21 protein-coding genes are annotated in these 25570 nt (G+C 40.8%); 13 read left to right on the forward strand and 8 right to left on the reverse strand.

Annotation, left to right across the window (positions count from 1 at the left end; all coding sequences use genetic code 11):
• Positions 1-475 precede the first annotated feature (475 nt).
• Positions 476-1771 (forward strand): MFS transporter, encoded by a 1296-nt coding sequence (locus tag HUW48_RS02295; protein ID WP_246343657.1) that lies wholly within the window; start codon positions 476-478, stop codon positions 1769-1771.
• Between the two features lie 50 nt (positions 1772-1821).
• On the opposite strand, the gene HUW48_RS02300 is transcribed toward HUW48_RS02295, so the two are convergent.
• Positions 1822-2631, reverse strand: a complete 810-nt coding sequence (locus HUW48_RS02300) for a tellurite resistance TerB family protein (protein WP_182414136.1) — start codon at positions 2629-2631, stop codon at positions 1822-1824.
• A gap of 75 nt (positions 2632-2706) precedes the next feature.
• On the reverse strand, positions 2707-3612 hold the full coding sequence (locus HUW48_RS02305; protein ID WP_182414137.1) for an isoaspartyl peptidase/L-asparaginase family protein: 906 nt from the start codon (positions 3610-3612) through the stop codon (positions 2707-2709).
• Positions 3613-3811: 199 nt separating this feature from the next.
• On the opposite strand from HUW48_RS02305, the gene HUW48_RS02310 reads away from it, so the two are divergent.
• Complete coding sequence (locus HUW48_RS02310; protein ID WP_182414138.1) at positions 3812-4564, forward strand: OBAP family protein; 753 nt, start codon at positions 3812-3814, stop codon at positions 4562-4564.
• A 43-nt stretch (positions 4565-4607) separates the two neighbouring features.
• Here HUW48_RS02310 and HUW48_RS02315 read toward each other — a convergent pair whose 3' ends face one another.
• Positions 4608-7397 (reverse strand): PAS domain-containing hybrid sensor histidine kinase/response regulator, encoded by a 2790-nt coding sequence (locus HUW48_RS02315; RefSeq protein ID WP_182414139.1) that lies wholly within the window; start codon positions 7395-7397, stop codon positions 4608-4610.
• A 316-nt stretch (positions 7398-7713) separates the two neighbouring features.
• Between HUW48_RS02315 and HUW48_RS02320 the strand changes: the two genes are divergently transcribed.
• Together HUW48_RS02320 and HUW48_RS02325 are read left to right on the forward strand one after the other, a co-directional pair.
• Positions 7714-8085: a DMT family protein gene (locus tag HUW48_RS02320; protein ID WP_182416244.1), complete on the forward strand. Its 372-nt coding sequence runs from the start codon at positions 7714-7716 to the stop codon at positions 8083-8085.
• Positions 8086-8145: 60 nt separating this feature from the next.
• Positions 8146-9141 (forward strand): AAA family ATPase, encoded by a 996-nt coding sequence (locus HUW48_RS02325; protein ID WP_182414140.1) that lies wholly within the window; start codon positions 8146-8148, stop codon positions 9139-9141.
• A 159-nt stretch (positions 9142-9300) separates the two neighbouring features.
• Here the strand turns inward: HUW48_RS02325 and HUW48_RS02330 are convergent, their stop codons facing one another.
• The 3 genes from HUW48_RS02330 to HUW48_RS02340 all read right to left on the reverse strand — a co-directional run bounded on the left by HUW48_RS02330 (position 9301) and on the right by HUW48_RS02340 (position 14445).
• Positions 9301-10149, reverse strand: coding sequence for a ThuA domain-containing protein (locus HUW48_RS02330; protein ID WP_182414141.1), 849 nt, complete (start codon positions 10147-10149; stop codon positions 9301-9303).
• Between the two features lie 96 nt (positions 10150-10245).
• A complete protein-coding gene (locus tag HUW48_RS02335) occupies positions 10246-14019 on the reverse strand; it encodes a ThuA domain-containing protein (RefSeq protein ID WP_182414142.1) in 3774 nt (1257 codons plus the stop codon).
• Between the two features lie 39 nt (positions 14020-14058).
• The gene (locus HUW48_RS02340) at positions 14059-14445 is read right to left on the reverse strand and encodes a hypothetical protein (RefSeq protein ID WP_182414143.1); all 387 of its coding nucleotides are present in this window, start codon (positions 14443-14445) and stop codon (positions 14059-14061) included.
• 161 nt (positions 14446-14606) lie between these two features.
• Here HUW48_RS02340 and HUW48_RS02345 point away from each other — a divergent pair, with 161 nt between their 5' ends.
• From HUW48_RS02345 to HUW48_RS02365, 5 genes are all read left to right on the forward strand, one after another.
• Positions 14607-15383, forward strand: a complete 777-nt coding sequence (locus HUW48_RS02345; protein ID WP_182414144.1) for an NUDIX hydrolase — start codon at positions 14607-14609, stop codon at positions 15381-15383.
• Positions 15384-15940: 557 nt separating this feature from the next.
• Positions 15941-16270: an ArsR/SmtB family transcription factor gene (locus tag HUW48_RS02350; RefSeq protein WP_182414145.1), complete on the forward strand. Its 330-nt coding sequence runs from the start codon at positions 15941-15943 to the stop codon at positions 16268-16270.
• Between the two features lie 11 nt (positions 16271-16281).
• Complete coding sequence (arsN2, locus tag HUW48_RS02355; RefSeq protein WP_182414146.1) at positions 16282-16719, forward strand: arsenic resistance N-acetyltransferase ArsN2; 438 nt, start codon at positions 16282-16284, stop codon at positions 16717-16719.
• Positions 16720-16772: 53 nt separating this feature from the next.
• Positions 16773-17615, forward strand: a complete 843-nt coding sequence (locus HUW48_RS02360; protein WP_182414147.1) for an arsenite methyltransferase — start codon at positions 16773-16775, stop codon at positions 17613-17615.
• A gap of 27 nt (positions 17616-17642) precedes the next feature.
• On the forward strand, positions 17643-18422 hold the full coding sequence (locus HUW48_RS02365; protein ID WP_182414148.1) for a metallophosphoesterase family protein: 780 nt from the start codon (positions 17643-17645) through the stop codon (positions 18420-18422).
• 277 nt (positions 18423-18699) lie between these two features.
• On the opposite strand, the gene HUW48_RS02370 is transcribed toward HUW48_RS02365, so the two are convergent.
• Both HUW48_RS02370 and HUW48_RS02375 read right to left on the reverse strand, forming a co-directional pair.
• Positions 18700-20115, reverse strand: a complete 1416-nt coding sequence (locus tag HUW48_RS02370; protein ID WP_182414149.1) for a T9SS C-terminal target domain-containing protein — start codon at positions 20113-20115, stop codon at positions 18700-18702.
• Positions 20116-20176: 61 nt separating this feature from the next.
• Positions 20177-22975, reverse strand: coding sequence for a TonB-dependent receptor (locus HUW48_RS02375; RefSeq protein WP_182414150.1), 2799 nt, complete (start codon positions 22973-22975; stop codon positions 20177-20179).
• 263 nt (positions 22976-23238) lie between these two features.
• Between HUW48_RS02375 and HUW48_RS02380 the strand changes: the two genes are divergently transcribed.
• The 4 genes from HUW48_RS02380 to HUW48_RS02395 all read left to right on the forward strand — a co-directional run bounded on the left by HUW48_RS02380 (position 23239) and on the right by HUW48_RS02395 (position 25534).
• The gene (locus HUW48_RS02380) at positions 23239-23925 is read left to right on the forward strand and encodes a heme exporter protein CcmB (RefSeq protein ID WP_394368442.1); all 687 of its coding nucleotides are present in this window, start codon (positions 23239-23241) and stop codon (positions 23923-23925) included.
• 176 nt (positions 23926-24101) lie between these two features.
• Entirely contained in the window at positions 24102-24770 is a 669-nt protein-coding gene (gene ccsA, locus HUW48_RS02385) for a cytochrome c biogenesis protein CcsA (protein ID WP_182414151.1), read from the forward strand.
• Entirely contained in the window at positions 24763-25026 is a 264-nt protein-coding gene (locus HUW48_RS02390) for a CcmD family protein (protein WP_220463985.1), read from the forward strand. Before ccsA ends, HUW48_RS02390 begins: the two co-directional genes overlap by 8 nt.
• An 85-nt stretch (positions 25027-25111) precedes the next feature.
• The gene (locus HUW48_RS02395; RefSeq protein ID WP_182414153.1) at positions 25112-25534 is read left to right on the forward strand and encodes a cytochrome c maturation protein CcmE domain-containing protein; all 423 of its coding nucleotides are present in this window, start codon (positions 25112-25114) and stop codon (positions 25532-25534) included.
• Positions 25535-25570: the final 36 nt, after the last annotated feature.

Raw genomic sequence — 25570 nt, forward strand, 5'->3', positions numbered from 1 at the left:
GGGAAGCCGCCTGTATAAACGTTTGGCTAAGTCAATGTTGGTATAAGCGGTTTTCTTATTTGCACAAAAATTGATACTAAACCTTTAATAATACGCCCGAATAGATAGCCTTAAATTCTGATTTATTAAAGGGGTATTTTACTAAATGAAACTTCACTAAATGAAACTTCACTAAATGAAACTTCACTAAATGAAACTTCACGTATGCTTCCGGATAAGTAATACTTTATTAAAATTTTCAATTAATTATTATAATTCAAACCAGTTATTTCTTAATTTAAAAATTTAATCAGCTTATCTGGCTAATAAGTTTCTTGGTTATTAAAAGAGAGGAAAACAAAGGGTAGTTATAATTGTTAATTTTCGGAAAGAGTTTTATTCAAAAAGTGAAATTAGCTAATGCCGGGAAGTTGATACTGAACTCTGCCAACGAATGAAATAACAAATCTGAATTTTAACGCAAAAGCGCTTATTAATGCTTTTACCAGCTTTAACCCAGAGTGCCCGCTTGCGGTACATTACCTTTTTTTACTTATATGCAATGCAGGGTATTCCTTCGGGTTTTGCGCTCACTGCTATCGCCAATTATTTAAACGGACAAAAAGTAAGTTCCGTGAGCATTGGTACCTTCGTCAGTATTGTAGGCATACCGTGGATTATTCAGTTTCTATGGGGCCCCATTATTGATCGGTATCAATATTCCGTAATCGGGCACCGGAAACAATGGGTTGTGCTTACGCAGTTTGCGGCCTTTCTGGCATCCCTCACTCTTTTATTGGTTACCGAACCGGTTTCGCAGCTTTCGCTATTAGCCTTCGTATTTTTTACCCATAGTTTGTTTGCCTCCGTGCAGGATGCCAGCGTAGATGCCATGGCTATTTCGGTAGTACCTGTTGCAGAGCGGGGGAGGTTAAATGCCTGTATGCGAGGTGGTTTGTTATTAGGTATTTCTTTTGGCGCAGCCGCATTAGCTTATATTATGCACCAATTTGGGTTTAGAACGGCAGTGTTGGTACAATCAGGTTTGTTACTATTATTTACGGTATTTACTTTTTTTATTAAACTAGAACCCAACGATCCGTTATTACCCAGCCGGAAAAATAAAGTAAAAAAACTAACTGCCGAAGAAAATCCAAAACTGAAAATTGTATTCCGGAATTTGTGGCAAAGCTTAACGGCGGCTACCAGTTTACGTACCTTCGGGGTAATATTTGTGGTGTATTTATGCTTTAGTATTTTTATTCGCTCGTTTGCCTTTCACCTAATTCAGGTACTGCACTGGCCAGACCAGGAAGTATCGGTGCTGCAAGGGGGCTGGGGGAGTTTAATAACCCTTACGGTAGTGTTAGGTGGCGGCGTATTAGCTGATTGGTTAGGGCCCCAAGCACTGCAAGTAAAAGTATTAGGCTCATTAGCCATCTTTTTAATGATTTTTAATTTACTGGCGTTTTGGTGGAATATCCGGCCTTTTACCATTTCGGGCCTGCTTTTCTGGAATTTGGCTGATCCGCTTTTTAGTGTAGCAACTTTTCCTATTCTCATGACACTTTGTAAAGAGTATATAGCCGGCTCTCAGTTTACCGCGTATATGGCCTTTATTAACTTAAGCGATGTAATCGGGTCGTATGTGAGTGGTTGGGCTTTGCTGGTACTACCCGCCCCGGTATTAGGATTTAGCTGTGGCATTGTCCTTTTTATTTGTATGTATGTTTTATATACTTTAAATAAAGAAGCAAGCCGAATTGCCGAATCCCTAGCTCCGGAGCTGTAGCGTTTTTTATAATTTTGAAAGATTAATAAATTAAAATTTTACTTGTGGATTTACCAGCCGCGTCGATTGCCGCCTAAAATACCGCCTAATAATCCGCCTAATCCACCGTTACCGAGTCCGCCATAATTGCGTCGTCCATTTAGGCCACCCAGTATGGAAATAATTGAGCCTAAGCCGCCCCCACCGCCGTACATTCCACCGCCCATTCCCGTACCACCGCCCATTCCCGTACCACCACCCAATAAACCACCCAACAGGCCTCCGCCTAAGCCGCCCATCATGCCGCCTCTGCGCCGCCGGCCACCACTCATCATCTTACTTAATACAATAGGAGCCAGTATACCCAACATACCCGTAACCATTTGCGGCGAAATGCCTACATTTTTAAACATGTCGCCAAAACCACTTTTATTCAGGAAAGCGGGAGAAGTAGGATCTTCGCCTTGCTGTTTAGCATCGTTGGCTTTATCTACAAACTGGTCTAAAATGCTAAATTGTTTTTGGTCAATACCCAGATATTTCGACATTTCCTGAATGCGTTGTTGTTCTTCGGGAGAATATTGTCCGTCGGATTTGGCAAAACTGATAATATCGGTTACAAACGAGAAGCGCAAATTGCTTTGTTTTAACGTATCCAGGCATTTTTGCAGACTTATTTGCGAGGGGTTTTGGGCTATTTGAGTAATTTCGTGCTGTAAGTTGTCGGGCAGTTCGGCGGCTTCAGCCATCATTTTTAAAAATTCCAGTTCTTCATTGGTAGCATTACCATCTGCCGAGGCCATAGTAGCTAGAGCGCCCAGGTAAGCACCGCGCTCTTCCAGGGAATAATCTTTTAACAAGGTAGTTTGTTCTTGTTCCATTCGTTTAAGCATAAGGGTTCGCCTCTTACTAACGAGTATACGGTTCACTTTGTTAAGGAGTAAGAACTATCGGCTTTAATCTTGCCAAATAGCAACAGTAATCGGTTGCTGCCCTTTTTTAAAAGCCCGGAACATCAAATCGGTTTCATAATAAATACCCATATTCCCTTGGGAGTCAAGAGCAATTAAATTTTTATCGCCTTTGATTTTGTCTTTGTAAACGTTGGCCGCCTGCTCGCAAGCTTCCTGAATAGATAAATCCTGATATTTTACCAGAGCGTATACTTCGTGGCCCACTACGGCCCGCATGATACCTTCGCCGTCGCCGGTGCAGGAAATAGCGCATACTTCGTTATTGGCGTAAGTACCGCTGCCAATAATAGGCGTGTCGCCTACCCGGCCATTATGCTGGTTCACTAATCCGCCAGTAGAAGTAGCCGCCGCCAGATTTCCATTTTTATCGAGCGCAACTGCACCTACCGTATCAAATTCCTTTATCTTTTCTTCTTTTTTAGTTTCTTCTAGTTCATCTAATTGCTTTTTTGTCCGGAAATACTCTTCGGGCTTAAATTCTAATTGATGTTCCAGGGCAAATTCTTCGGCGCCATCACCGGTTAAGAGCACATGCTTCGATTTGTCCATTATGGTTTTAGCCAAAGTAATGGGGTTTTTAACCCGACGTACGCCTGCTACGGCACCCGCCTTTAGCGTTTGCCCGCACATAATAGAGGCGTCAAATTCATTTTTATACTTTTCCGTAAAAGCGCCCCCTTTACCAGCATTAAACAAATAATTATTTTCCATTACTTTTACGGCTGCTTCTACAGCATCAATGGCAGCCCCACCTTCATGCAATATAGACCATCCGGCAAGTAAGGCTTCTTCCAATCCCCGCCGATAGGCGGCTTCCATTTCCGGACCAATGTCTTGGCGGGTTTTATTTTCGGCTCCTCCGTGAATAACTATTACAAAATCTTTCATGCTTTTTTACTCTTTAAGAATGCTAAGCATTTTTCATACTCCTTCGGCACAAACAGGTTTTTGATTAAATACGGATTTCCCCACCCGTATTTTCCCGTATTAATATGTATAGAGGAACCGCTTATAAACTTGCCCGGAAAATAGCCGTTAAGCTTTACCATTAAAATAGTTTAACTGGAAAACGAAAAAGCCTGGACTTATGAAATTAGTAAAGTTACTTACTCTGGCACCAACAATATGGCTGCTGAGCTGCGGTGGCGAAAATACGAGCTCTTACGTGAAATCGCCGGGTAAGGAAAAATCGACGAAAACAAAGGTGTTGGAAACGGGCGCTGATATGCTTCAGGATAAAACGCCTTTAAAGAGAATGAATATGTACCTGGATGGGTTTCACTTTTATAATGGTAACATAAAAGGCCAGATGGAAGCACATCATTATTGTACTAAAATAAACGAAGATTTAACCCAATGCGTGATGTTCGACGGCAACGGAGAAAATGCAAAAATTATGGGCGTAGAATACATTGTTTCGGAAAAGCTTTTTAAAACCTTACCCATGTCCGAACGGGAACTATGGCATAGCCACACGTACGAGGTAAAATCGGGAGAACTCATTGCACCTGGCATTCCAGACGTAGCCGAACACGAGATAATGGAACAAATAGTATCTACCTACGGCAAAGTAATTCATACCTGGCATACCGATCGGGATTTAGAATTACCTATGGGCATTCCGCAAATAATGATGGGCTTTACTAAAGATGGTCAGCTTAATCCTAAACTTTTGGCTGATCGGGATGCCCGTTTTAAAGTTAACCATGCTAAAAAACGCGAACAACGCTCCGATATCCCGATGCCAACACCCGTACCGGGAGCTAACGTATGGGAGCAAGGTAAAGTGAAACAGTTACAAGTTACCTCGCAGGCAGATTCTTCTACTCACGCGCATTAACCAGAAAGTTATGATAAGTAAAATTTTTCTTTATTCTTAAGGTTTAATTTGGAAATTCTTCTTTTAAATCAGAAATAACTGCCTCAAGGGTACTGGAAATATCTGAAACGAGTTGGGGTAGGTCAGCTACGTTTTGCGCGTTTTTGCTATTTGTTTCTACTTGAATTAATTTTTCCCGGATAGAGGTAATCATGAGCGTATCTACCGCAGGTTTAATGCTGTGGGCTACCTGACCTAATTGCTGCCATTCCTGGGCTGTTACGTGTGCCTGCATATTCCGGATAGCTTCCAGAACTATGGTCACGAACAGGTCTACTATCTGGTTAACGAAATTAGGATCGCCTTTAGCTAATTTTTGTGCCAGGTCCAGGCTGTATAATTTTTTGGCTGGTAAGTTGGGGGCTGTACTTTCTTCATCTGGATCATCCAGTATTTGCCTGTTTATTTTATTCGAGTCAATATTCTGGGAAATTTTATTAAATAATTTTTCCTCTTCGTACGGCTTCGACATGTAATCGTTCATGCCGGCTTTTAAGTAAATATCGCTATCTCCTTTTAAAGCATTAGCGGTAAGAGCAATAATAGGAACGTTCGCTTTCACTGGGTCAGGCATTTGCCGGATAATGCGGGTAGCTTCCACGCCATCCATTTTCGGCATCTGAATATCCATTAATATTACATCGAAGGTATTTTTCTGGTGCAGTTTAACGGCTTCTTTTCCGTTATGCGCAATATATAATTGTACTCCCCAATTGCTTAACATAGACTCTGCCATAAACTGGTTAATGGCATTATCTTCGGCCAGCAATACTTTTAAAGATTGCAGACTGGAATAATCAATTTTTGACGGAGCAACATTGTTTAGCTCTTCTACCAGGTTGGCTTTAGGGTAAGTAATCTCGAAGGTAAACGTGGTACCCTGGCGAAGTTTACTTTTTACCCAAATTTTACCTCCTTGTAATTCTACTAAATTTTTGCAAATAGAAAGTCCCAATCCCGTGCCGCCATATTTGCGGGTAGTATCGCTATTTGCCTGAACAAAGCTTTCAAAAATTCTGTCCAGTTTATTTGCCGGAATACCAATTCCTGTATCTGTAACCGAAAAGCGCAGCGTGTAATCAAATATAGTTTCTTTTATTACTTCGGCTACCAGCTCTACTTGACCAATGTTCGTGAATTTAATGGCATTGCTAAGCAAATTAATTAAAATCTGAGTAAGGCGATATGGGTCGCCGGTAACGGATGGTTTAGTTAAAGGTAAAGGTTTTAAATGAAGCAAAATATCCTTTTCTTCGGCTTTGTACGTTAGAGATTGACAAGCTGATTGCAGAATTTCGTTAACATTAAAAGGTATATTTTCTAGTTCAAGCTTACCTGATTCAATTTTAGCAACATCCAGCACATCGTTAATTATAACTAATAAATTTTGAGCCGACTCCTGAATTAGCTTTAAATAATTTTGCTGGATATTATCCAGATTAGTTTTCTTTAACAAAGCGGCCATTCCAATAATGCCATTCATGGGCGTTCGGATTTCGTGGCTCATATTGGCCAGGAACAATTCTTTTGATTTGGCAGATTGTTCCGCTTTTATTTTAGCTTTTTTAAGTTTGTTTTCAGCTTCTAATCGCTCGGTAATATCTTGCGCAAAAGCAATTACGTAGGGTTCTACTTCGGGGTCATTTACCTTTATGTTGTGGTAAAGCAAGTGTTTGGGTTGCCCTTGTTTGTTCAACACGGTTACCACCCCAACCACTTTATTGTGTTGTTCAATGTCTTTCAGATATTCCTGGTACCGCACCTGGTCGCGGGAACGTAGCAACTCGGTAAAGGGCAGGCCTATTAGTTCAAATTCGGTATACCCGAGTAAGTTTTGCAGAATAGGATTGGTAGATAAGATTGTACCGTCCAGGGTATGAGTGAAAATAATTACCTGACTGTATAGTACCAGATCCCGGTATTTTCTTTCGCTTTTCTCTAAAGCAACTTCTGCTTTTTTTCGTTCGGTAATATCCCGCGAAGAACTTTGAAAGCGGGTTACCTGACCATTCTCATCTATGATTACTTTAGTAGTGCTTTCGAACCAAATATATTCGCCGGATTTTTTACGGATACGATATTGCGTGAGAATGTTAGTGGTGGGAGTAATAGGTCCATTTTCGAGAACTTCTTGTACCCGTGCTATATCCTCCGGATGAATTAAATGAGCGCACTTTACGCCTAATAGTTCTTCGGCTTCATACCCCAGCAAGTCTTTACTACTAGGTGAATAATAAATAGCTGTACCATCTGGAGTATGCAGGCTGATAAGGTCCGTTAGGTTTTCTGAAATTAGCCGGAATAAATCATCTTTTTGCGAAGCTTCTGCAATTTCTGTTATATCGCTAACCAAGTTATTTAGTAAATCCAAGGCTAGCGCTGTACCAACTATTTCGTGAACGGTGCCGTTTTCGTGGCGGCTGTAAATGCTTTCTTGGGTTAAAAACGATAACCAATTGCCATTTTTATGTTGCAAGCGGTATTCTAATTCAAACGATTCCTCTTCTGGAACTTCTATCATCCTGCGACGAAACTCATGTAAGAGAAGTTTATCCGCTGGATGAATAATATCTAACGGAAAACTATTGCCCATCGCTCTAACATCGGCCAACGTGTAACCTAATATTTGCATTACCTGAGGGCTGCAATAAATATTTCGGTTAGGCGTAACATCCAGTATATACACTATACTAGAAATACTGCTCTTTATTTTTCTACTTGAGTTCAAGCTTACCGGATAAATGATTTCGGCTTTTGCGTAAGCTGGTTTTTCTACTTTAAGTATTTGTTTCAAGCTTTGAACCGCTAACACCATATTGTTTTATTGTTATCATCATAAAATAGCAAATATATTACCAATAATATATAAAAATATATAAAATTCATTATATATAGATAAATAACAGCATAAATTGCTTTTTTACTGCTGTAACTAGGTTAAATTTCAATTGGTATGCCCGTAAATAATGGAACATAGGAGCTTAGTTAGTCATTATTTAGGCTGGGTGTAATGGATGGGGTTAATATAAACAGGTAGCAACATGCCCATATAACTCCATTTAATTTTGGTACTTTTATGTAATTTTAAAAATTGTTTAGGCACTATGACTTTGAAAGGAATTTACACCATTGTACTGCTTCTGTTTTCTAATATCTTCATGACGTTTGCCTGGTATGGGCACCTGCAGTTTAAGAAAATAAGTTGTTTGCAACAGGTAGGCTTAATTGGGGTTGTATTAATTAGCTGGGGATTAGCCTTTTTTGAATATGTTTTTCAGGTGCCGGCAAACAAGATCGGATTTGAGGATAACGGAGGGCCATTTTCCATGTTTGAGCTTAAAATTATTCAGGAAGTAATTTCGTTGCTTGTGTTTACCTTAATTACCGTTTTTATATTCCGAACCGATAAGTTAGCCTGGAACCACGCCATAGGCTTCTTTTTTATGGTGCTGGCAGTATATTTTATTTTTAAAAAATGGTGAAGTAAGTACAAGTGTTACTGATTTCATCGTTAAAACACTAAAATTATTCCGGATAACAGAATGGAGTTTGAATCGCAGGTTTCGTATCAGGAGCGAATCCAGGAACATCAGAAAAAAATTAAGCAGGTTTTTGCCGAAGTAGGCAAGGTAGTAGTGGGGCAACAATACATGGTAAATCGCCTATTGATTGGGTTATTTACCGGCGGTCATATTTTGCTCGAAGGAGTACCGGGTTTAGCTAAAACGCTTACTATAAATACGCTTAGCCGCGTTTTGCATTTAAATTTTCAACGCATCCAATTTACCCCCGATTTACTGCCTTCCGATTTAATCGGGACCATGATTTATAACCAAAACGCTTCTGCTTTTGAAGTTAAAAAAGGGCCCATTTTCGCTAATCTGATTTTGGCCGATGAAGTAAACCGTTCGCCGGCAAAGGTGCAATCGGCGTTACTGGAAGCCATGCAGGAAAAACAAGTAACTATTGGTGAACACACTTTTAAACTGGATTTGCCTTTTTTAGTACTGGCTACTCAGAACCCTGTGGAACACGAAGGAACTTACCCGCTGCCCGAAGCTCAGGTTGACCGCTTTATGATGAAGGTGTACGTGAATTATTTAAAAAAAACGGATGAATTAGAAGTAATGCGCCGCATGGCCAATATGTCGTTTGCCGGCGCGGTAAATACTATTTTAACCAAAGAAGATATTTTTGCGATTCGCAGCGAAATAAACCAGGTGCAAATTTCGGAAGTGCTCGAGAAATACATTATCGAGTTGGTATTTGCTACCCGCCGGCCAGCGGAATACGATTTAAATGAGTTTGCCGATTACATTCAATTTGGGGTGTCGCCGCGGGCTAGTATTGCTTTAAATCTGGCAGCGAAGGCAGTAGCGTTTTTCGACGAGCGCGATTATGTATTACCCGAAGATATAAAAGAAGTCGCCTCTGATGTGCTCAATCACCGGATTATTTTAAATTACGAAGCTGAAGCGGATGATATAAAAACCAAAGATTTTATCGAAGCTATTCTGCGTAAGGTGCCAATTAGCTAATATAATTTAGTAAAAAGACACAAGTGTCAAGAGATTAGATGCTAGACTTTTTGATAATAAGCAACTGATTAATAATAGTATACCATCAAAGCATCTACATCAAGTATAGTAAATTATTTTTGTCTGGTTACTTACTATTAATTAAGGTACTGATGTAAGTTATTTCATTGACCATTGAAGGGCATTCTCCACGAGGTGCACGAAATTAGTATCTTGCCATACTTCATTACTATGTCCCATGGAAGTATAAAAAGCTTTTCCTTTGCCCACCGAACGATTCCAAGCCACCGGGTGGTAGGGACCCATCCCGAAGTTTTTATTCTTGGTCCAAAGTATATTTCCGTTGGGGTTAATATTGTCTCCATTGATGTAGGATATTATCTGAGCACCTTTTGGTTGGCTATTAAAAATATACCATTCATCTTCATGCACCCACGATTGGGGTAAGCCTTGGGTAAAAGCAGTGTCGGCAGAAGATTCAACGTGGACGTCTGATTTTTGAAATTGAGGGTTGATTGGGTGATGGGAAAAGCGAGTGCCTAGTAAGTTTTGCTCATACCAGTTCCAGTTATGAGAATTATCCCCGGCCCCATGAATCCCCAGTAAAGCTCCGCCTGCTTCTACATATTGGCTTAAGGCTTGTTGCTGTTCATCGTTAAGCACCCTACCGGTAGAATTATTAAAAATTACTGCTTTAAATTGTTTCAGCTGCTCCGGATTAAAAACACCTCCCTCTTCTGTTTGGTAAATAAACCAACCATTTCGCTTGCCCATTTCGGTAAATACAGGCAAAGATGCCTCAATGGATTCTCCGTGCCGGAATCCGGTTGTTTTGGAAAAAATTAATACGGCTGATTGGTTTTGTGGAAATGAAATTGCCGGCTTTTCGGTCTCGTAACTCACAGGAAAGCCATAGCTTATTTTATAGAAGAATATAGCTATAGCTGCCCCAAAGATTAAGAATAGACTAAGGAGGCTAAAAAGTATAACTTTAAAAATCTTTTTCATAAAGCGTAAAGGTTAATTTATGGAGAAGGAAGTTTAGAATTTAAGCAGGCCAACATGGAAAGATTGACCCGCTTAAATTTGTTAAGCTATAACCTTTTATTCTTTTGTCCCTTCAAAGGTAAAGCCCTGAGCCTTTAGGGTAATGGTGGTAACTTTTTTGTCGGCATTTCGGCCAAAAATTAACTGGGTTCCACTATCCCCTTCAAATACATCATTTTCCTTTCCAGGGGAGAGAACGCCTTCATTGCCTCCGGCATTTAGGTGTAGTTTGTCTTCTTTAGAAGAAATTTCAACATATTCAAAAGGAAGTCCGGTCATTTTGTACTTGCCCGAATACGCCTCCAGATTTTTCGCGGCAACACTTGTTCCAGGCACCGCTTGAGTAACTGGGGCGGCACTCATACTAGCCGACTTACTGGTTTGGAATTCTAGATTCATAACTACCATTAAGGCTTGGCCCGCAGGAGCTTTTTCGTTTTGGAAGACAAAATAAACATCGTGGATACCGCTGGCACCAGAAAGTTTGGCTACGACATCGGGCGTACCGGTTTTATTGGTTCCATCGGGCGGCGAAATCATAGCCGTTTGCCCGACGAGTTTTCCGGTAGGAGAATCTAGGTGAACTTCTATCCTTCCACCGGCGGCATTCAGTTGCGCTTTGGGGGCAGAGGCAGTAAATTTAATTTGTTCGATACCGGTTAGGTCCAGGTTACTAAAACCAATACTCGACCCTTTGGTAGAAGCAATGATAATAGTACCATATTTCATCACTCCTTCTATTTTCTCGGCTTTGCCGGCCGGCAACTTGGCATTACGCAAGGTCATTATTTTTTCGGCGCTAATCGAAGGAATGCTCTTGCTGCCTTTATCCTTGTAGGCGGCTCTTACTACATAAAACCCTTCTCCTTTATCTCCGGAGGGAATAGTCATGTTATAACTTCCTTTTACGGGTAAAGTGGTGGCAGCTTGTTTTGCGTCTGCCAAACTTAGAATATAGTTGACCATTTCCCGGGCATCGGCTTCGGCTAATTGGGGGTGCGCACTCATAGTTACTTCTCCCCAAACCCCACTACCACCAGAAATTACTTTTTTGGCCAACCGTTGGGCTGCCCCCGAATCGTTTTTGTATTTTAAGGCTACTTGCTGGTAAGCCGGTCCAACAGATTTTTTATCGATGCTATGGCAAGCTTTACAATCATTACTTTGGATGAGTTTCAAACCTTTTACCACACCCGCCGAAGCATCTGCGCTGCGATGACCTTGGGCAATCGAGACAATATCAAATCCTTCCGGCAGATAGTCAAAAGTAATGGCTACTTCTTCGGGTTTTATTTTTCCGTTATCCAGACTACCATCTTCCTTATCGCTTACTTTTACTTCGTATTCTAAGGGTTGATTCGGAAAGAAAAAAGTTTGGTTACTGGTCGAAGTTTTAAAGGTGAGCACCGGCTCTTCATTACCAGCCATAATCTCGAGGCTTTGGCTACTGTTGGCCCCTTTGGCATCCGTTACAGTCAGGGTAGCTTTGTAAATGCCAGCTTTGTCAAAAGTTACCGTTGGATTCGCTTCGTTAAATGTTCGGGTGGTACCTCCATTTTGAGCGGTTACTTTCCAAACGTATTTTAAGGCATCGTTATCTGCATCTTTGGTGCCTTTCGAAGAAAGATGAGCTTTAAAAGGAAGGGCTCCGCCTTTTTTATCGGTAGCTAATTGAATTACCGGTTTACGGTTGCCGGCATTGTACTCAATCCGCACTAAACGGGCATCATCGTTTTGGGTAAACCAGCCGCTGCCATATTCGAGCATGTACAAATCTCCCTCGGGGCCAAATTCGATGTCCACTGGATTAGAGAACTTGTAACTCGGCATTATCCGCTCCATGGAACTGTAATTGCCCTCTTTGTCTAAAGTAACGGCCATGAGCCAGCCGCGCATCCACTCGTAGATGAATAATTTACCATCATAATAATCCGGGAAAGCCCGCTTAGCAGTTTTAAATTGATCGGCATAAAACATTGGTCCCGCCATGGCACTGCGCCCCCCGGCACCCACCAGCGGAAATTCTTTAGACTCGGCGTAAGAATACCAGATAAAAGCTTTTTGAGCAGGTGGTAATTGATTTAAACCGGTATTGTTGAGTGAATTATTGATTGGCTTCTCTGGGTTGTAGATTTCGCCGGATTTATTCGCCGCAAAATCATATTTATAATAGGCTTTGTTGTCGCCCACAAAATACGGCCAGCCATAGTTACCGGCTTTCCGGGCTTGTCCAATTTCATCAAAGCCCTCCGGACCACGTAACTCACCGGGTTTACTGGCATCCGGACCAATATCGCCCCAGTACAGGAAACTGGTTTTAGGATCTACTGAAATCCGATACGGATTGCGGTGCCCCATCGTATATATTTCTAGCCGGGTTTTAGGCGTACCTTTCGGAAATAAATTCCCTTCCGGAATGGTATAAGTACCATCTTTTTCCGGATGTATGCGCAATATTTTTCCCCGTAAATCATTCGTATTTCCGGAAGTCATCTGTGCATCAAAGGGTTCCCGGCCCGGACGTTCATCTGAAGGGCTGAAGCCATTGGAACCGTGCGGATTAATATTATCACCAGTTGATAAATACAGGTTACCTTTTGCATCAAAAGTAAGTGAACCACCAGCATGGCCACTTATTTCCCGTTGCGTAGCTACTTCCAGCAGTACCTTTTTAGAATCCATCACCAGCTCATCGCCTTTTAACTGGTACCGGGTTAAGATATTTTTAGGCTCTTTTCCTTCCGGAGCATAATACAGGTAAATCCACCCGTTTTGCGCAAAGCCAGGGTCTTTGGTTAAACTTAGTAAGCCGGCTTCATCATTGCCTGTTTTTCCTTCTTTGTCGGTAACTTTCGTATTTACCGGAATATTGGCAATTACTTTCGTCTTGCCGGTAGCGGGGCTAAAAAGTTTTACTTTGCCTTTTCGTTCAATAAAAAGTACCCGGTTATCTGGTAAAACGGTCAACTCCATCGGCTCATCCAATTTCTCTTCTAAAATTACTTTGGCAAACCGGTTCTCTTCGGGCATCCGTTTGGTTTTGGCCTTGGTATAGTCCAGCGGTTTGGGAGTATTGCCGCCCATTACGTAGTTTAATCCGGCAGCGAGGTGCTTTAGAAACAAAGGCTCCGCAAAGCTAGCATCGGTGTGCCCACCCGCCGTGTAGAAAGAACGGCCGCCCTCGAACTCCTGGTACCAGGCCATGGGATGATTATCGCCGTTGGTACCGCCGCGGTAGGTTTTTTCATCTATTTTCAACAGAACTTTGATAGCCGGGCTGATGTTTTTGTAGGAATAAAATTCATCTGTCCGCTCCCACTTCTCCGGTAAGAAGCTAGTAGCCGGATGGTTTTTATCTACGACTACAAACGTTCCTTTCTGTACATTGTCCGGATTGGGATGACTTTCGAACCAGGCCCCAGCCAGTTTATTATACCAAGGCCATTCATATTCGGTATCGGCGGCCGCATGAATTCCTAAATAACCGCCCCCGGCCTGAATATAACGTTCAAAAGCATTCTGCTGAATGGGATTAAGCACATCACCGGTGGTATTAAGAAACACAACCGCCTGATATTTTCTTAGATTTTCTTCTGAAAATCTTCCGGCATTTTCGGTGGTGTCGACCGCAAAGTCATTTTGTTTACCAAGTGCAAATAAGGCTTTTTGACCGGCACCAATGGACGAGTGACGAAAAGCCGCGGTTTTGCTGAAAACTAAAATCCGGGGAATGTCTTTTACTACCATGTAGGACCATAATCCTAAGGCAATCAGGCAGAGGAATACCGCTCCGAAAAATCTTCGGAGCAGTAAAGAAAAATTATACTTCATAAATGAGCGAGACAGGACGACAAACCTAAGAGAATGCGACTACTTGGCTTTGCTGCCTTCCATATTGAACATATCCATTATGCTACCGGTAACATTGGTATCATCTTTCTTTTCTAAAGTCAGGTACACATCCATTTGCTGTTCCGGAGCAATAAAATTTGCTTTTAATTTATTCGAGGCTAGCTCCACACTAGTAAAAGGGTTTATTACTTTTTTAGTAGCTGGGTCTACAAAACCGCCGGTAAGTTTACCATCCTTCTTTTCAAATTGAATGACCAAGTCCTTATCACCATCGGGCAAGCCAAAAGCTTTCACGTTCCAGGTACCAACAAAATAATCTTCGGGAGTGGTTTGAGCTTGTACACTGGTAGCAAAAATCAGCAGAGAAAAGAAACTTAAAAGGAAAAGAACGCTTAACTTTTTCATGATTTAATAATGGTTTTAAGGTGAATAATAAGGTAATGAGTTTTAATTAAGGAGATATTAAAAATTTTTTAATTCCAAATATGTAAAATTTACACATTAAATATAGAAAGCTTTTTTGTAATCCGTATAATTTACGGATTAATTTTTTTTAAATTTGTAGTATGAACACCCTAGAAGAAGTAAATGACTTTGTCCGTAATGGCCACCATGAATATCTAGCACATGTGAGCATTGATCCAGTCATTTTTGGCTACCATCAGCAGCAACTTAAGATTTTACTCCTAAAATGGAAAGGATTGGAGGGCTGGGGTTTACCTGGTGGTTTTATAAAGCGAAGAGAACCTTTGAGCCAGGCTGCCTACCGGATCTTGCAGGATAAAACCAGTTTAAGTAATTTATTTTTGCAACAGTTTCACATATTTGGCGATTCTCCTTACCGGGTCCGGGAAAGGAGTGCCCAGGAGTTCAAAGAAAAATTTAATTTGAATTTAGATGATTGTAACTGGTTGCTGCAGCGAACTTTATCAATTGGCTATTTTGCTTTGGTAGATTTTTCAAAAGTTACGGTCCAGACCGACTTTTTTACCGAAGATTACCATTGGTGGGATGTAAGGGAAATTCCCACGCTTTTATTTGACCAGAATGAAGTAGTAGATAAAGCTTTGTTAACCCTGCGGTTGCAGATTTATCACCAACCTATTGGGTATAATCTTTTACCGGAAAAATTTACACTACCGGAAATTCATACGCTTTACGAAACCATCCTGGGAAAAGAACTGGATCAGCGGAATTTTGCTAAAAAGTTAATCGCTTTAGGTTTGGTTCGAAAATTAAATGAACAACGATCTATTGGCGCGCACCGCTCGCCTTTTTTGTATCAATTTGAAAAAGAAAACTATGAGAATGCCTTACAAGCAGGTGTTGTGCATACCTATTAATACCCAATAGTATTTGCTTAGTTCCAGCGGTAATCAAAAGAAGTCTGCGCTCATGCTTGCAAGAGGTGTTTTATGGCAGAATGTTTATGCGATTGAGTATACGTTAAAATATCCGCGTCAATCCGGAGGAAATTATATAGCTACGTAGTAAATTAGTTTCCTCCGGGTTGATTTGATTAATACGCTTGCTCTACTCTGGTCTACTACTTAAGCCTACTGGGTTGGCTAATTTTTAAAATTCTCTTAGGTTAATTAGTAATTACTTCCTGATATAATACTTCATAGAAGCACTTATGAAGAAAAGAGACCCAAGAACCAAAATAGTAGACAGAAGATGTTCTCTACCAGTAAAATTACTGCGTTTTTAGAGGAGGTTCCGGTTGAAATTGAACTTAAACCAAACCATTGGCAAGAGAACCAGGCAGTGAAATAACTTTTATATACTAAGCAAAAGTTTTTGGATTGGTGTGCTATGAATAATATGGGGATAATTCAAAGAAATTTCTTTTGCTTATATGATTTATTATCGTAATATTGCGATAAAACGTTGATTTTATATGGGAGTTACTAAAACACAGAATTTCACTGAAGCGCAAAACCAATTGGCTACTTACGCTAAGGCTATTGCGCATCCGGCCCGGGTAGCTATTCTGCAGTATTTGTTAAAGCAGCAAACCTGTATTTGCAGCAATTTAGTGGAAAAACTACCCTTAGCCCAGGCTACCATTTCGCAGCACCTGAAAGAATTGAAAGCTGTTGGTTTAATTAAAGGTGAGATAGAAGGCACTAGTGTGTGTTACTGCATTAACGAGCCGGTGTGGGAACAAGCAAAAGATATGCTTTTAAATTTATTTACCTTACCGGTAGCCAGTAAAAACTGCTGTTAAACTTTTAGGTTATGAACGTTTCCTTAATTCCAGCAACTGTTACGGACCGGATCGCAGTTATAAATTTACTAAATATACTAAATCTGCCCTCTACAGATCTTCCCGAGCCCTTAGATAATTTCATTATCGTTAAAAACGCGGATACGGTTGTAGGTACTTGTGGCTTGGAAATATACGGAACAGTGGCTCTCCTGCGGTCTTTGGCGGTAGTACCTGACAACCAAGGTCGGGGATTCGGCGATGGTTTATTGCAAGCCACTCTGGAGTTAGCCAAGGAAAAAGGCGTACATGACGTTTATTTAATTACTACTACAGCCGCTAACTTTTTTGCTAAACGTGGCTTTACCCAGGTAAAACGCTCACTGGTACCTGTAGCTATTCAAAATACAACTCAATTTAGCTTGGTTTGTCCGGCTTCGGCAACCGTTATGAACCGCCTAATGGTATAAAAAATTTCTTTAATTCAATCGTAATATTACAATAAACCGATAATTTAAAATTTATGAAAACTGCAGAAGAACTAAAGCAAATTGTAAAAGAAAAGTACAGCGAAATTGCCCTGCAAAGCAAAGTGCAAAACGAAAGCTCCTGTTGCGGCGCTACTTGTGGTTGTGCTACCGATATCACTATTATGGCCGAAGATTATTCAAAATTAAAAGGTTACCAATCGGAAGCTGATTTAGGTTTGGGTTGCGGGTTACCTACTGAGTACGCGCACTTAAAAGTAGGTGATACTGTACTGGACTTAGGCTCGGGGGCGGGTAACGATTGTTTTGTGGCTAGGTCTATTGTAGGTGAAACCGGCAAAGTTATAGGCGTAGATATGACCGAGGCCATGATTCAAAAAGCAAAGATAAATGCAGAAAAATTAGGCTTTACCAACGTGGAGTTTCGCTTAGGAGAGATTGAAGATTTGCCGCTAGCTGCTAACCGGGTAGATGTGGTAGTAAGCAATTGCGTGTTAAACTTAGTGCCCAATAAAGAACAAGCATTTAAAGAAACCTTCCGGGTATTAAAACCAAAAGGTCATTTCAGTATTTCGGATGTGGTGCTGGAAGGCGAATTACCAGCCGGTTTACAAAAAGCGGCAGAAATGTACGCTGGTTGTGTTTCCGGAGCTATTCAGCAGGAAGAATACCTGGGCATTATTAACGCAGTAGGTTTTGAGAATGTGCAGGTACAGAAAAAAAGGCTGATTACTTTGCCGGAAGATTTACTTATTAATTATTTATCTGAAGAAGAACTAAAAGCTTATCAGGACAGCGGCACTGGTATTTACAGCATTACGGTTTACGCCGAAAAACCCAATTCTTCGTGTTGCACTGCTGGTACGGGCTGTTGCTAATCAACTGTTTCGTTTACTAAAAAAAATATGAGAATAGCTCTTTTTAGTGATATCCATGCCAATCTTCCTGCTTTAGAGGCCACGCTGGCCAATATGGACGAACAAAACCTGGATGCTCTTTATTGTTTGGGCGACCTAGTTGGCTATGCTACCTGGCCCAACGAAGTAGTAACTGAAATCCGAAGAAGGAAAATTCCCACTATAGCGGGTAATTACGACGAAGGAGTTGGGCAAAATATTCCTGAATGTGGTTGTGCTTACAAGACTGATTTTGAAAGAGAATTAGGCCAACAATCGATTAATTACACAAATAGTATTGTAACGCAGGAAACCCGAAATTACCTGCGGATGCTACCACGGCATCTGCGGGTAACATTTATGGATAAATCTGAAGAAGCCAATAAAATAGAAATGCTGTTGGTGCATGGTAGTCCGCGTAAAATTAATGAGTACCTGTTTGAAGACCGAACGGAAAAAAGTTTTCTACGGATGATGGAAGAAGCACAGACAGATTTATTGTTCTTTGGTCATACGCACAAGCCCTACCATCGGGTTTTACCTTATGAGCGCGAAGGGAAAACCCGTTATCGGCACGCCATTAATATTGGTTCGGTAGGTAAACCAAAGGACGGTGATCCGCGCAGTTGCTACGTTATTTTGGAGCTAACACCAGAGAGTTCATTAAACAATCCGGAAAGTATTAAGGTAGAATTTGTGAGGGTAGCTTATGACATAGAAAAAGCCGCAACCGCCATTGAAGAAAGTCCTTTACCAAATGAATTTGCCGGTATGTTACGAAATGCCTAAATAAAAGTAAAAGGTTAAATAGGGACTATAGTAGGCCAGTCTTTTTCCTGCCTAGTAGTGATTATAGTATTCATGAAATAATAGAAATAGTATAGTGCTTCAATGGTAAGATTAATTTAGTAAAGAATAGAGAAATTAAAAAGAAGTATAAAAACAAAAAAGCCTGCCGGTTCCGGCAGGCTTTAGGCCGTTAAAACAGGAGACTAAGCTGCTTCAACGAGAGATGGATACATCTTATTCTCACCCATTCAATGCACCATCATTTTCTTGGTAGTTTTTAATATTCTACTTCGTTGGCATTCCAGTTGGTCCAGCCGGCAGTCCAATCGGTAGTTCCGAAAGCACCTACGTAATTGGCATTTTCGAAGAATGGATCAAGGCCGGTAGTAGCACCGGTAGTTAGCAGAACAGAACCGGCAGCCGGTAAAAAGTTAGGAGCTGTTTGATTAAAAGCATTTAGTAAATTTAAAGTGGCGTAATCGGCAATAAGGCTGTTGTTATTACCTGTTGCATTAAAGAAAGCAGCTAAATCAAAGGTACTAGCGGGTTTATTAGGGGTAACGGTAGCATCCCCGGCAAACACGGTTAAAGCTTTAGAACCAGAACCCGCAATAACTACATTTTTTATTTTTAAAGAACCAGAAGTAGCATTAGCTTCGGTGGTAGAGCTATTACCGCTTTGATCGTCGAGTAATAGACCAGTTGGCCAGCCCGCAACTAAAGTATTATAAACCGAAATACTGCTGTTCCGGCGAATGTGCATGCCCCTTTTAAAATTGGAGTTATAATCGGTAGCAGCAGCTTCCGGGTTAGCTTTAGGACCGAATAAAGAAACGTTGGAGAAGGTAGCCGAAGTTTTAGGAGTAGCGGCAGAACCTTGCGCATCGTTATCAGATTCAAAGCCATTAGAACCCGATACATCGGCTACAGCCGGATCACTCATGCCTACCAGGAACTGCAATTTGCCCGAGAAGCCATTATCGGTATCAAACATATCGTCTACGGTTTTATAAGCTACTAAATGCTTGGCATTAACGGTGCCACCAAACCACTCGAAAGAATCGTCACCACTGTGCGACACCTGAATATAATCCAGAGTTGTGCCGGAGCCAACCCCACCCAAGGTTAGGCCATTAATTTCATTATCCGGCTGAAACGCAATACCACCAAATTCAATCCGTATGTATTTTAAGCTACCCGAATTATCAGTAGCATTGGTACCGCCATATTCCCGATCTACCCCTCCTTCAATTTTACCAGTACCATTGGGTAGGTTTATAGGTGCATCACCTAATAAAATAATTCCTCCCCAGTCGCCGGATTTACGGCTACCTTTAACTTGAGCCGAAGTAAAAACAATTGGTTTAGAAGACGTACCCTCCGCCATGATTTTGCCACCGCGTTCAATAATTAAAGTAGCTTTAGAAGCTTTATCGCCTTTAATAATGGTACCGGGTTCAATAGTTAAAGTAGCACCACTCTGTACGTACACGAAGCCTTTTAAAAGGTATTTTTTAGAAGCTGAAAAAGTAAAATCCTGAGCGGTTGATCCCTCAACCTCGGTCATACCATTGGCTTCGGTAACCTTAAATTCAGTTTTAGGTGTTACCGGGTTTGAACTATCGTTGTCGTCGCAAGCAAAAGAGGCCACGGCTATTAAGATAAGCAATGCCCAGCTTTGTAATTTTTTCATAATAATTTTTGAATTAGATTTTAGTTAGGTGAGTGTTGGTAGTTTTTAGATAGTAGAGTTATTATAGTTTATAGGAGATACCAAACGTAGTATATTGGCCGCGACGGTATTCGTAAATAGACTCGTCGATTTTATTAATCTTGGCATTACTGTCCGAATCTTGAGTCAGGCGGAATTTTTGATTAAATAAATCCTGAATACCCGCTTTTATTTCAAAGCGCTCGCCGATACCTTTTGTTAAAGTCAGGTCCAGAACATTGCGGGGCATTTCGTATACCGTGGGGTTTTGAGAATTACCCACAATAAAGATGCGTTTGCCCACTACGTTATAAAGCAGGTTTACTTGCCATTTACGATCATCATCCTGGTAGTAAATTCCTGAATTAAGGATGTAAGGAGACTGGCCCATCATAGCCCGCTTCTTATCCTGGATAGTGGCTAAATCGCCTAAGTTTACCTGGCTCTTAATTAAAGTGGCATTTAAAACCAGAGAGATGTTTTGCACGAATTTAGATTCTGAAAGGTCCAGCAGCGATTTGCGAATTTCAGTTTCTATCCCGTAGCTGGTCGAAAAATCGGAGTTGCCAAAAGTGTAGGAATTAGCTGCGTTGGTATTTTCGAAAGTATTTTCGATTGGTTTTTGGAAATACTTATAGAATGCGCCAAAGGAAATAATTTCAGTAGGATTGGTATATAATTCGTACCGGATATCGGTATTATAAATAGTTGGCGTTTTTAAATTAGGATTACCAGTAATCTCGAAGTTTGTGTTGAAGTCATAGTAAGTAAATGGGGCTAGTTCTCTAAATTCAGGACGGTTTACACTCAAACTAGAACTCCAACGCAATAACGATTTAGTCGTTAGATTGTAGGTTAAGTTAAAAGAAGGCAATACCCGGGTAATAGGGTTATTTACTTCTACCGGAGCACCACCTAAACGGCGACTGTGTAATTGCTGACGGTTGTATTCAGCCCGAACCCCACCAGATAAATTAAATTTAACTCCGAGTGGTAAATTAATGCCCGTATAACCAGCTACTAATAAGTTAGAAGCAGTGTAATGATCGCTAGGGCTAGTGCCTTCATTTAATAGTAGGTTGCCATTATCAATATTTTGCTGGGAGAAGATCTGATCTAAAGGTTCGTAAACTAAGCCAATGTTATAGTTGGAGCCAGGCGCGTACGACATATAACGGGCATTAAAATCGCGTTTTTTGTTTTCGGTATAAAAACCTACCCGGAGTTTCGACGCATTTTCAATTTCACCAGACGTAGAATCTGGCTGACCAAACAAATGTTCGAATTGGCCACTGGCCATTACAATGTTTTCGTTTAATTTAGAATAAAAGCGGCTGGCATCGCGTAAGCTGGGCACGGTTGGGATTAATACCGCAAAAGCTTCGTTAGAACCGGCCTCGCGCTGAGTGCGTACCCGGCGGTAATCTGGCTCGTTCCGGTTGGTATAAGAATAACCGGTTGTCCAAGTAAATGTGTTTTTTAAATTAGGCAGGGTGTGTGTTCCTTGTAATTGGCCCGAATAAATAGTGCGGCTTTCGTAACGTAAGGCGTAATTGCGCTGCTCCTGTACTCCGTTGGTTTGGTCAGTTCCCTGGCGTTCAGTTACCTGACTGCTGCCTAATTGATTAAATAAGTTGCGGAATTCTAATTTATGACGATTGTTAAACCGAACTCCCCAGTTATGAATTACCCCTAACCGTACGTTAGCGTTTGATTGCTGATCATGGAAGCTATAAGCCAACGAACTACTTTGAGTAGCTGGATTATATTCCAAATAATCCTTACGCAAAGCGTTATAAGACTGACGGGTATTAGAATAGGAGAGAGAAGTAAGATTACTAATTTTTACATCCCCGATATCCATGCGGCGGGTTAATCCCAGCGACATTCTTAAATCAGGTAAGGCAGATTTGTTGGTGGGTAACCAGGTGTTGAGTAAACTACGGGCAGCAGTGGTAATAGCGCTATTATTCGCTTCGTTCAGATTCTCCGGAAAAGAGCCGGGTAAGGTCCGGGAACCATCATCAAATCCTAAGAAGTCCGTTTTACCTCCCGTGTAACTAGCAAAATTATTGAAGGTAGTGTTATTACGGTAAGAGCCGGAAATGTTTAAAGTAGTGCTGTTTTGATCAGCAAAATTTTTCGTGTAAACTTTAATAACACCCCCACCAAATTCTCCGGGTAGTTCTGGAGAACCACCTTTATAAATCATAATCCGGTCGATAACACTGGTCGGCAGAATATCAAATGAAAACGCTTTGGTATCGGATTCGGTACTAGGGGTTAAAGCATCGTTGAGCATAACCGTGTTGTAGCGCTCACTTAAACCCCGCACGTAAATATAACGGTCGTTCATTACCGTTACCCCCGGAATCCGTTTTACCGTTTCAGCGGCATCTCGGTCCAGCGATTTAGTAATTTGTTCCCCGGACACTCCGCTTACTACTACTTCACTTTGCTTTAATTCCTTAATTAAAGTAATGTCAGTGTTAGTTTGCTTGGTACCGGTAATTGTTACTCCCCCTAGTTGCGTGGTAGCTTCTTCAATGGCTATATCTAAAGTAGTGGCTTTACCAGCAGTAATTTGAACACTTTCAAAATTTTGCGGCTTGTACGATACGTAAGAAGCGGTAATCTTATAAACGCCAGGATCAATCTGGATGGAGTAATTGCCCTCAAGATCGGTGGTAGAACCTTTGTTGGAACCAGTAATAAAAACTACTGCTCCAATAATAGGTTCGCCGGTTTTTTTGTCTTTCACTTTTCCGGCTAAGGTGCCCTGTTGGGCAAAAGCGAGCACACTGGTGCTTAGTAAGGTAAGGAGTAGAATTAATTTTTTCATGAATGGGATACTGATCTTAGTCTCGGTTGCAAAAGTATCCCGCTTAGATTATCCTAAAATTATCGGCCTGTTAAGTTATTGTTATGTTCGGGCCGGCATTGTTACTGTTATGTTAAAGTTCTATATTATAAGTATCTCATCAATTTTCTAAAGCAATTTTTACTATTAATACAACCATATACTGCTGTTAGTAAATAGGTTAAGGCAGGTGAGTTGGTAATATTCCTTATTTTATTATCATTCCCGATTTTTCTATTGTAAATTTGTCCGAAAAGTATAAGGTGTTGTTTAAAGAGGTAAGCTACTTAGTACAAAAAGATTTTTTGCTGGAATTGCGGCAGAAATATGCCTTTAACGGCATGTTGTTGTATGTGGGCAGTACCGTTTTTGTCTGTTATTTAAGTTTCCGGTTGCGGTTTGCTAATTTAGAAGTGCCGGTCTGGAATGCTTTATTCTGGATAATTTTACTTTTTACTTCGGTAAATGCCATTGCCAAAAGCTTTATTCAGGAAAACCGTGGCCGGTTGCTTTATTATTATTCTTTAGTAAGTCCGCAAGGGATTATTCTGGCTAAAATTGTATACAATACAGTACTCATGTTGGTGCTGGCACTTATCTGCTATGTTTTTTACGCCATAGTACTAGGTAATCCTGTGCAGGATGATGCGCTGTTTTTGTTAACAATTGTATTAGGAGCCTTGGGTTTTTCTACTTCTTTAACCATGATTTCGAGCATTGCTGCTAAAGCATCCAACAGCAGTACCCTAATGGCGGTATTAAGCTTCCCAGTAATTATTCCTATGCTGCTTATGCTCATGAAATTATCGAAAAATGCCATTGATGGTTTGGACCGTTCGGTAAGTGTAGATGAATTGTTGACTTTATTGGCTATAAACCTGATAGTGGTGAGTGTATCTTATGTTCTGTTTCCGTATTTATGGCGAAGTTGATTTTTCGTTAACTATAAGAGTAAGGGTTTATATTATATACAGAAGAATAAAGTATGAGTAATAAAAAGCAGTGGAAATTAGCTTTAAGTTTGTAAAAATATTCACCTTAAATTTAATAAAACGCTAAAAGTGTTTGTTACATTATTAGAGCACATGAGCTTCACTATTATAATATTATGAAATTAACTTGGTGGAAAATATTAACGGTTTTGTTGCTGTTTTACACAATAATTGCCGGTTTATTGAACAAGGTGCCGCACTTGGCAATCCTTAACGAAACAATCCGCAATATCTACTTTCACGTGCCTATGTGGTTCGGTATGATTATTATTCTGACTATATCAGTAGTGTATTCCATTAAATATCTCCGGATTCCTTCGGTGCGGAACGATACGGTTGCTGAATCAGCCGCCAAAGTGGGCGTTTTATTCGGAGTGCTGGGTATTATTACTGGTATGGAGTGGGCCCGGTTTACTTGGGGAGAGTTCTGGAGTAACGACCCAAAGCAAAATGCTTCGGCTATTGGCTTACTAATTTACTTTGCTTATCTGGTACTGCGCAGTTCGTTTGCCGAGCAGCAACAGCGGGCCCGTATTAGTGCCGTTTACAATATTTTTGCTTTTGCTGCCCTTATTCCGTTGTTATTTATATTACCGCGCTTAACCGATTCGCTGCACCCTGGCAACGGCGGTAACCCTGGTTTTAGCTCTTACGATTTAGATAATAACATGCGGATGGTTTTTTATCCGGCAGTAATTGCCTGGACCATGCTGGGCGTTTGGATGGTAAACGTAAAAACCCGGATCGAACTTCTTCAACATAAATTCCATGAACAACATGCTTAAATATCTATTTATATTATTGCTGCTGATTTCTGCCGAACAAAATGTTACACTGGCTCAAACGGCCGAAAGTGTTACTACGGTACAGGCGACCACTGAAGCAGGAAACCCGGAAGTAGCAATGGCCGATACTTTACGCCGCGATGGTAAAATTTACGTGGTAGTAGCAGTAATTATTACCGTTTTGGCTGGTCTGATTCTGTATTTAATAAGACTTGATCGGAAGGTAGCCCGATTAGAACAACAGTACAGAAGCTGATTTTAATCAGGTTTTTACTGGAATTATTATACTAAATTCGTGTTTACATAAAGAGAGTAGCTTTCTCAAATTTTAAAACAAACAAATGAAAAGATCGCATATTATTGCTATTGGCATTATTGCATTAGCTATTGGTATTATTATTTCTTCGGCCGGCGATGCCAGTATGTACGTTTCGTTTAAAGAAGCTCGCGAACTAGCTTCTGAAGGCAAAACCAGCAAAGTGCACGTAGTAGGGCGTTTAAAAAAAGATGCCCAGGGCCATATTGTGGGGATGGAGTACAATCCGGTGTTGGACCCAAATTATTTCTCGTTTGTATTAGTAGACACCTTGCATAATGAACAACGGGTGGTGTATTTCCAACCAAAACCGCAGGATTTTGAGCGCTCAGAACAGGTAGTAATTATGGGTAGTATGAAGAAAGATTCTTTTGTAGCTGATAAGATATTACTTAAGTGTCCGTCGAAATACGTCGAGAAAGAAATTAAGCAAACAGCAAGCTTATAAAACAGTTTAGAGTTAAAAGTTATGAGTTAAGAGTTG

This window comes from Adhaeribacter radiodurans (assembly GCF_014075995.1).
Lineage (GTDB): Bacteria > Bacteroidota > Bacteroidia > Cytophagales > Hymenobacteraceae > Adhaeribacter > Adhaeribacter radiodurans.

Excerpts from the sequence above, each read along its gene's own strand:
- HUW48_RS02365 (WP_182414148.1), top strand. The coding sequence starts at position 17,643 with ATGAGAATAGCTCTTTTTAGTGATATCCATGCCAATCTTCCTGCTTTA.
- HUW48_RS02305 (WP_182414137.1), bottom strand. The coding sequence starts at position 3,612 with ATGAAAGATTTTGTAATAGTTATTCACGGAGGAGCCGAAAATAAAACC.
- HUW48_RS02310 (WP_182414138.1), top strand. The coding sequence starts at position 3,812 with ATGAAATTAGTAAAGTTACTTACTCTGGCACCAACAATATGGCTGCTG.
- HUW48_RS02350 (WP_182414145.1), top strand. The coding sequence starts at position 15,941 with ATGGGAGTTACTAAAACACAGAATTTCACTGAAGCGCAAAACCAATTG.
- HUW48_RS02360 (WP_182414147.1), top strand. The coding sequence starts at position 16,773 with ATGAAAACTGCAGAAGAACTAAAGCAAATTGTAAAAGAAAAGTACAGC.
- HUW48_RS02325 (WP_182414140.1), top strand. The coding sequence starts at position 8,146 with ATGGAGTTTGAATCGCAGGTTTCGTATCAGGAGCGAATCCAGGAACAT.
- HUW48_RS02335 (WP_182414142.1), bottom strand. The coding sequence starts at position 14,019 with ATGAAGTATAATTTTTCTTTACTGCTCCGAAGATTTTTCGGAGCGGTA.
- HUW48_RS02300 (WP_182414136.1), bottom strand. The coding sequence starts at position 2,631 with ATGGAACAAGAACAAACTACCTTGTTAAAAGATTATTCCCTGGAAGAG.
- HUW48_RS02295 (WP_246343657.1), top strand. The coding sequence starts at position 476 with ATGCTTTTACCAGCTTTAACCCAGAGTGCCCGCTTGCGGTACATTACC.
- HUW48_RS02390 (WP_220463985.1), top strand. The coding sequence starts at position 24,763 with ATGCTTAAATATCTATTTATATTATTGCTGCTGATTTCTGCCGAACAA.
- HUW48_RS02370 (WP_182414149.1), bottom strand. The coding sequence starts at position 20,115 with ATGAAAAAATTACAAAGCTGGGCATTGCTTATCTTAATAGCCGTGGCC.
- ccsA (WP_182414151.1), top strand. The coding sequence starts at position 24,102 with ATGAAATTAACTTGGTGGAAAATATTAACGGTTTTGTTGCTGTTTTAC.
- HUW48_RS02330 (WP_182414141.1), bottom strand. The coding sequence starts at position 10,149 with ATGAAAAAGATTTTTAAAGTTATACTTTTTAGCCTCCTTAGTCTATTC.
- arsN2 (WP_182414146.1), top strand. The coding sequence starts at position 16,282 with ATGAACGTTTCCTTAATTCCAGCAACTGTTACGGACCGGATCGCAGTT.
- HUW48_RS02375 (WP_182414150.1), bottom strand. The coding sequence starts at position 22,975 with ATGAAAAAATTAATTCTACTCCTTACCTTACTAAGCACCAGTGTGCTC.
- HUW48_RS02395 (WP_182414153.1), top strand. The coding sequence starts at position 25,112 with ATGAAAAGATCGCATATTATTGCTATTGGCATTATTGCATTAGCTATT.
- HUW48_RS02340 (WP_182414143.1), bottom strand. The coding sequence starts at position 14,445 with ATGAAAAAGTTAAGCGTTCTTTTCCTTTTAAGTTTCTTTTCTCTGCTG.
- HUW48_RS02345 (WP_182414144.1), top strand. The coding sequence starts at position 14,607 with ATGAACACCCTAGAAGAAGTAAATGACTTTGTCCGTAATGGCCACCAT.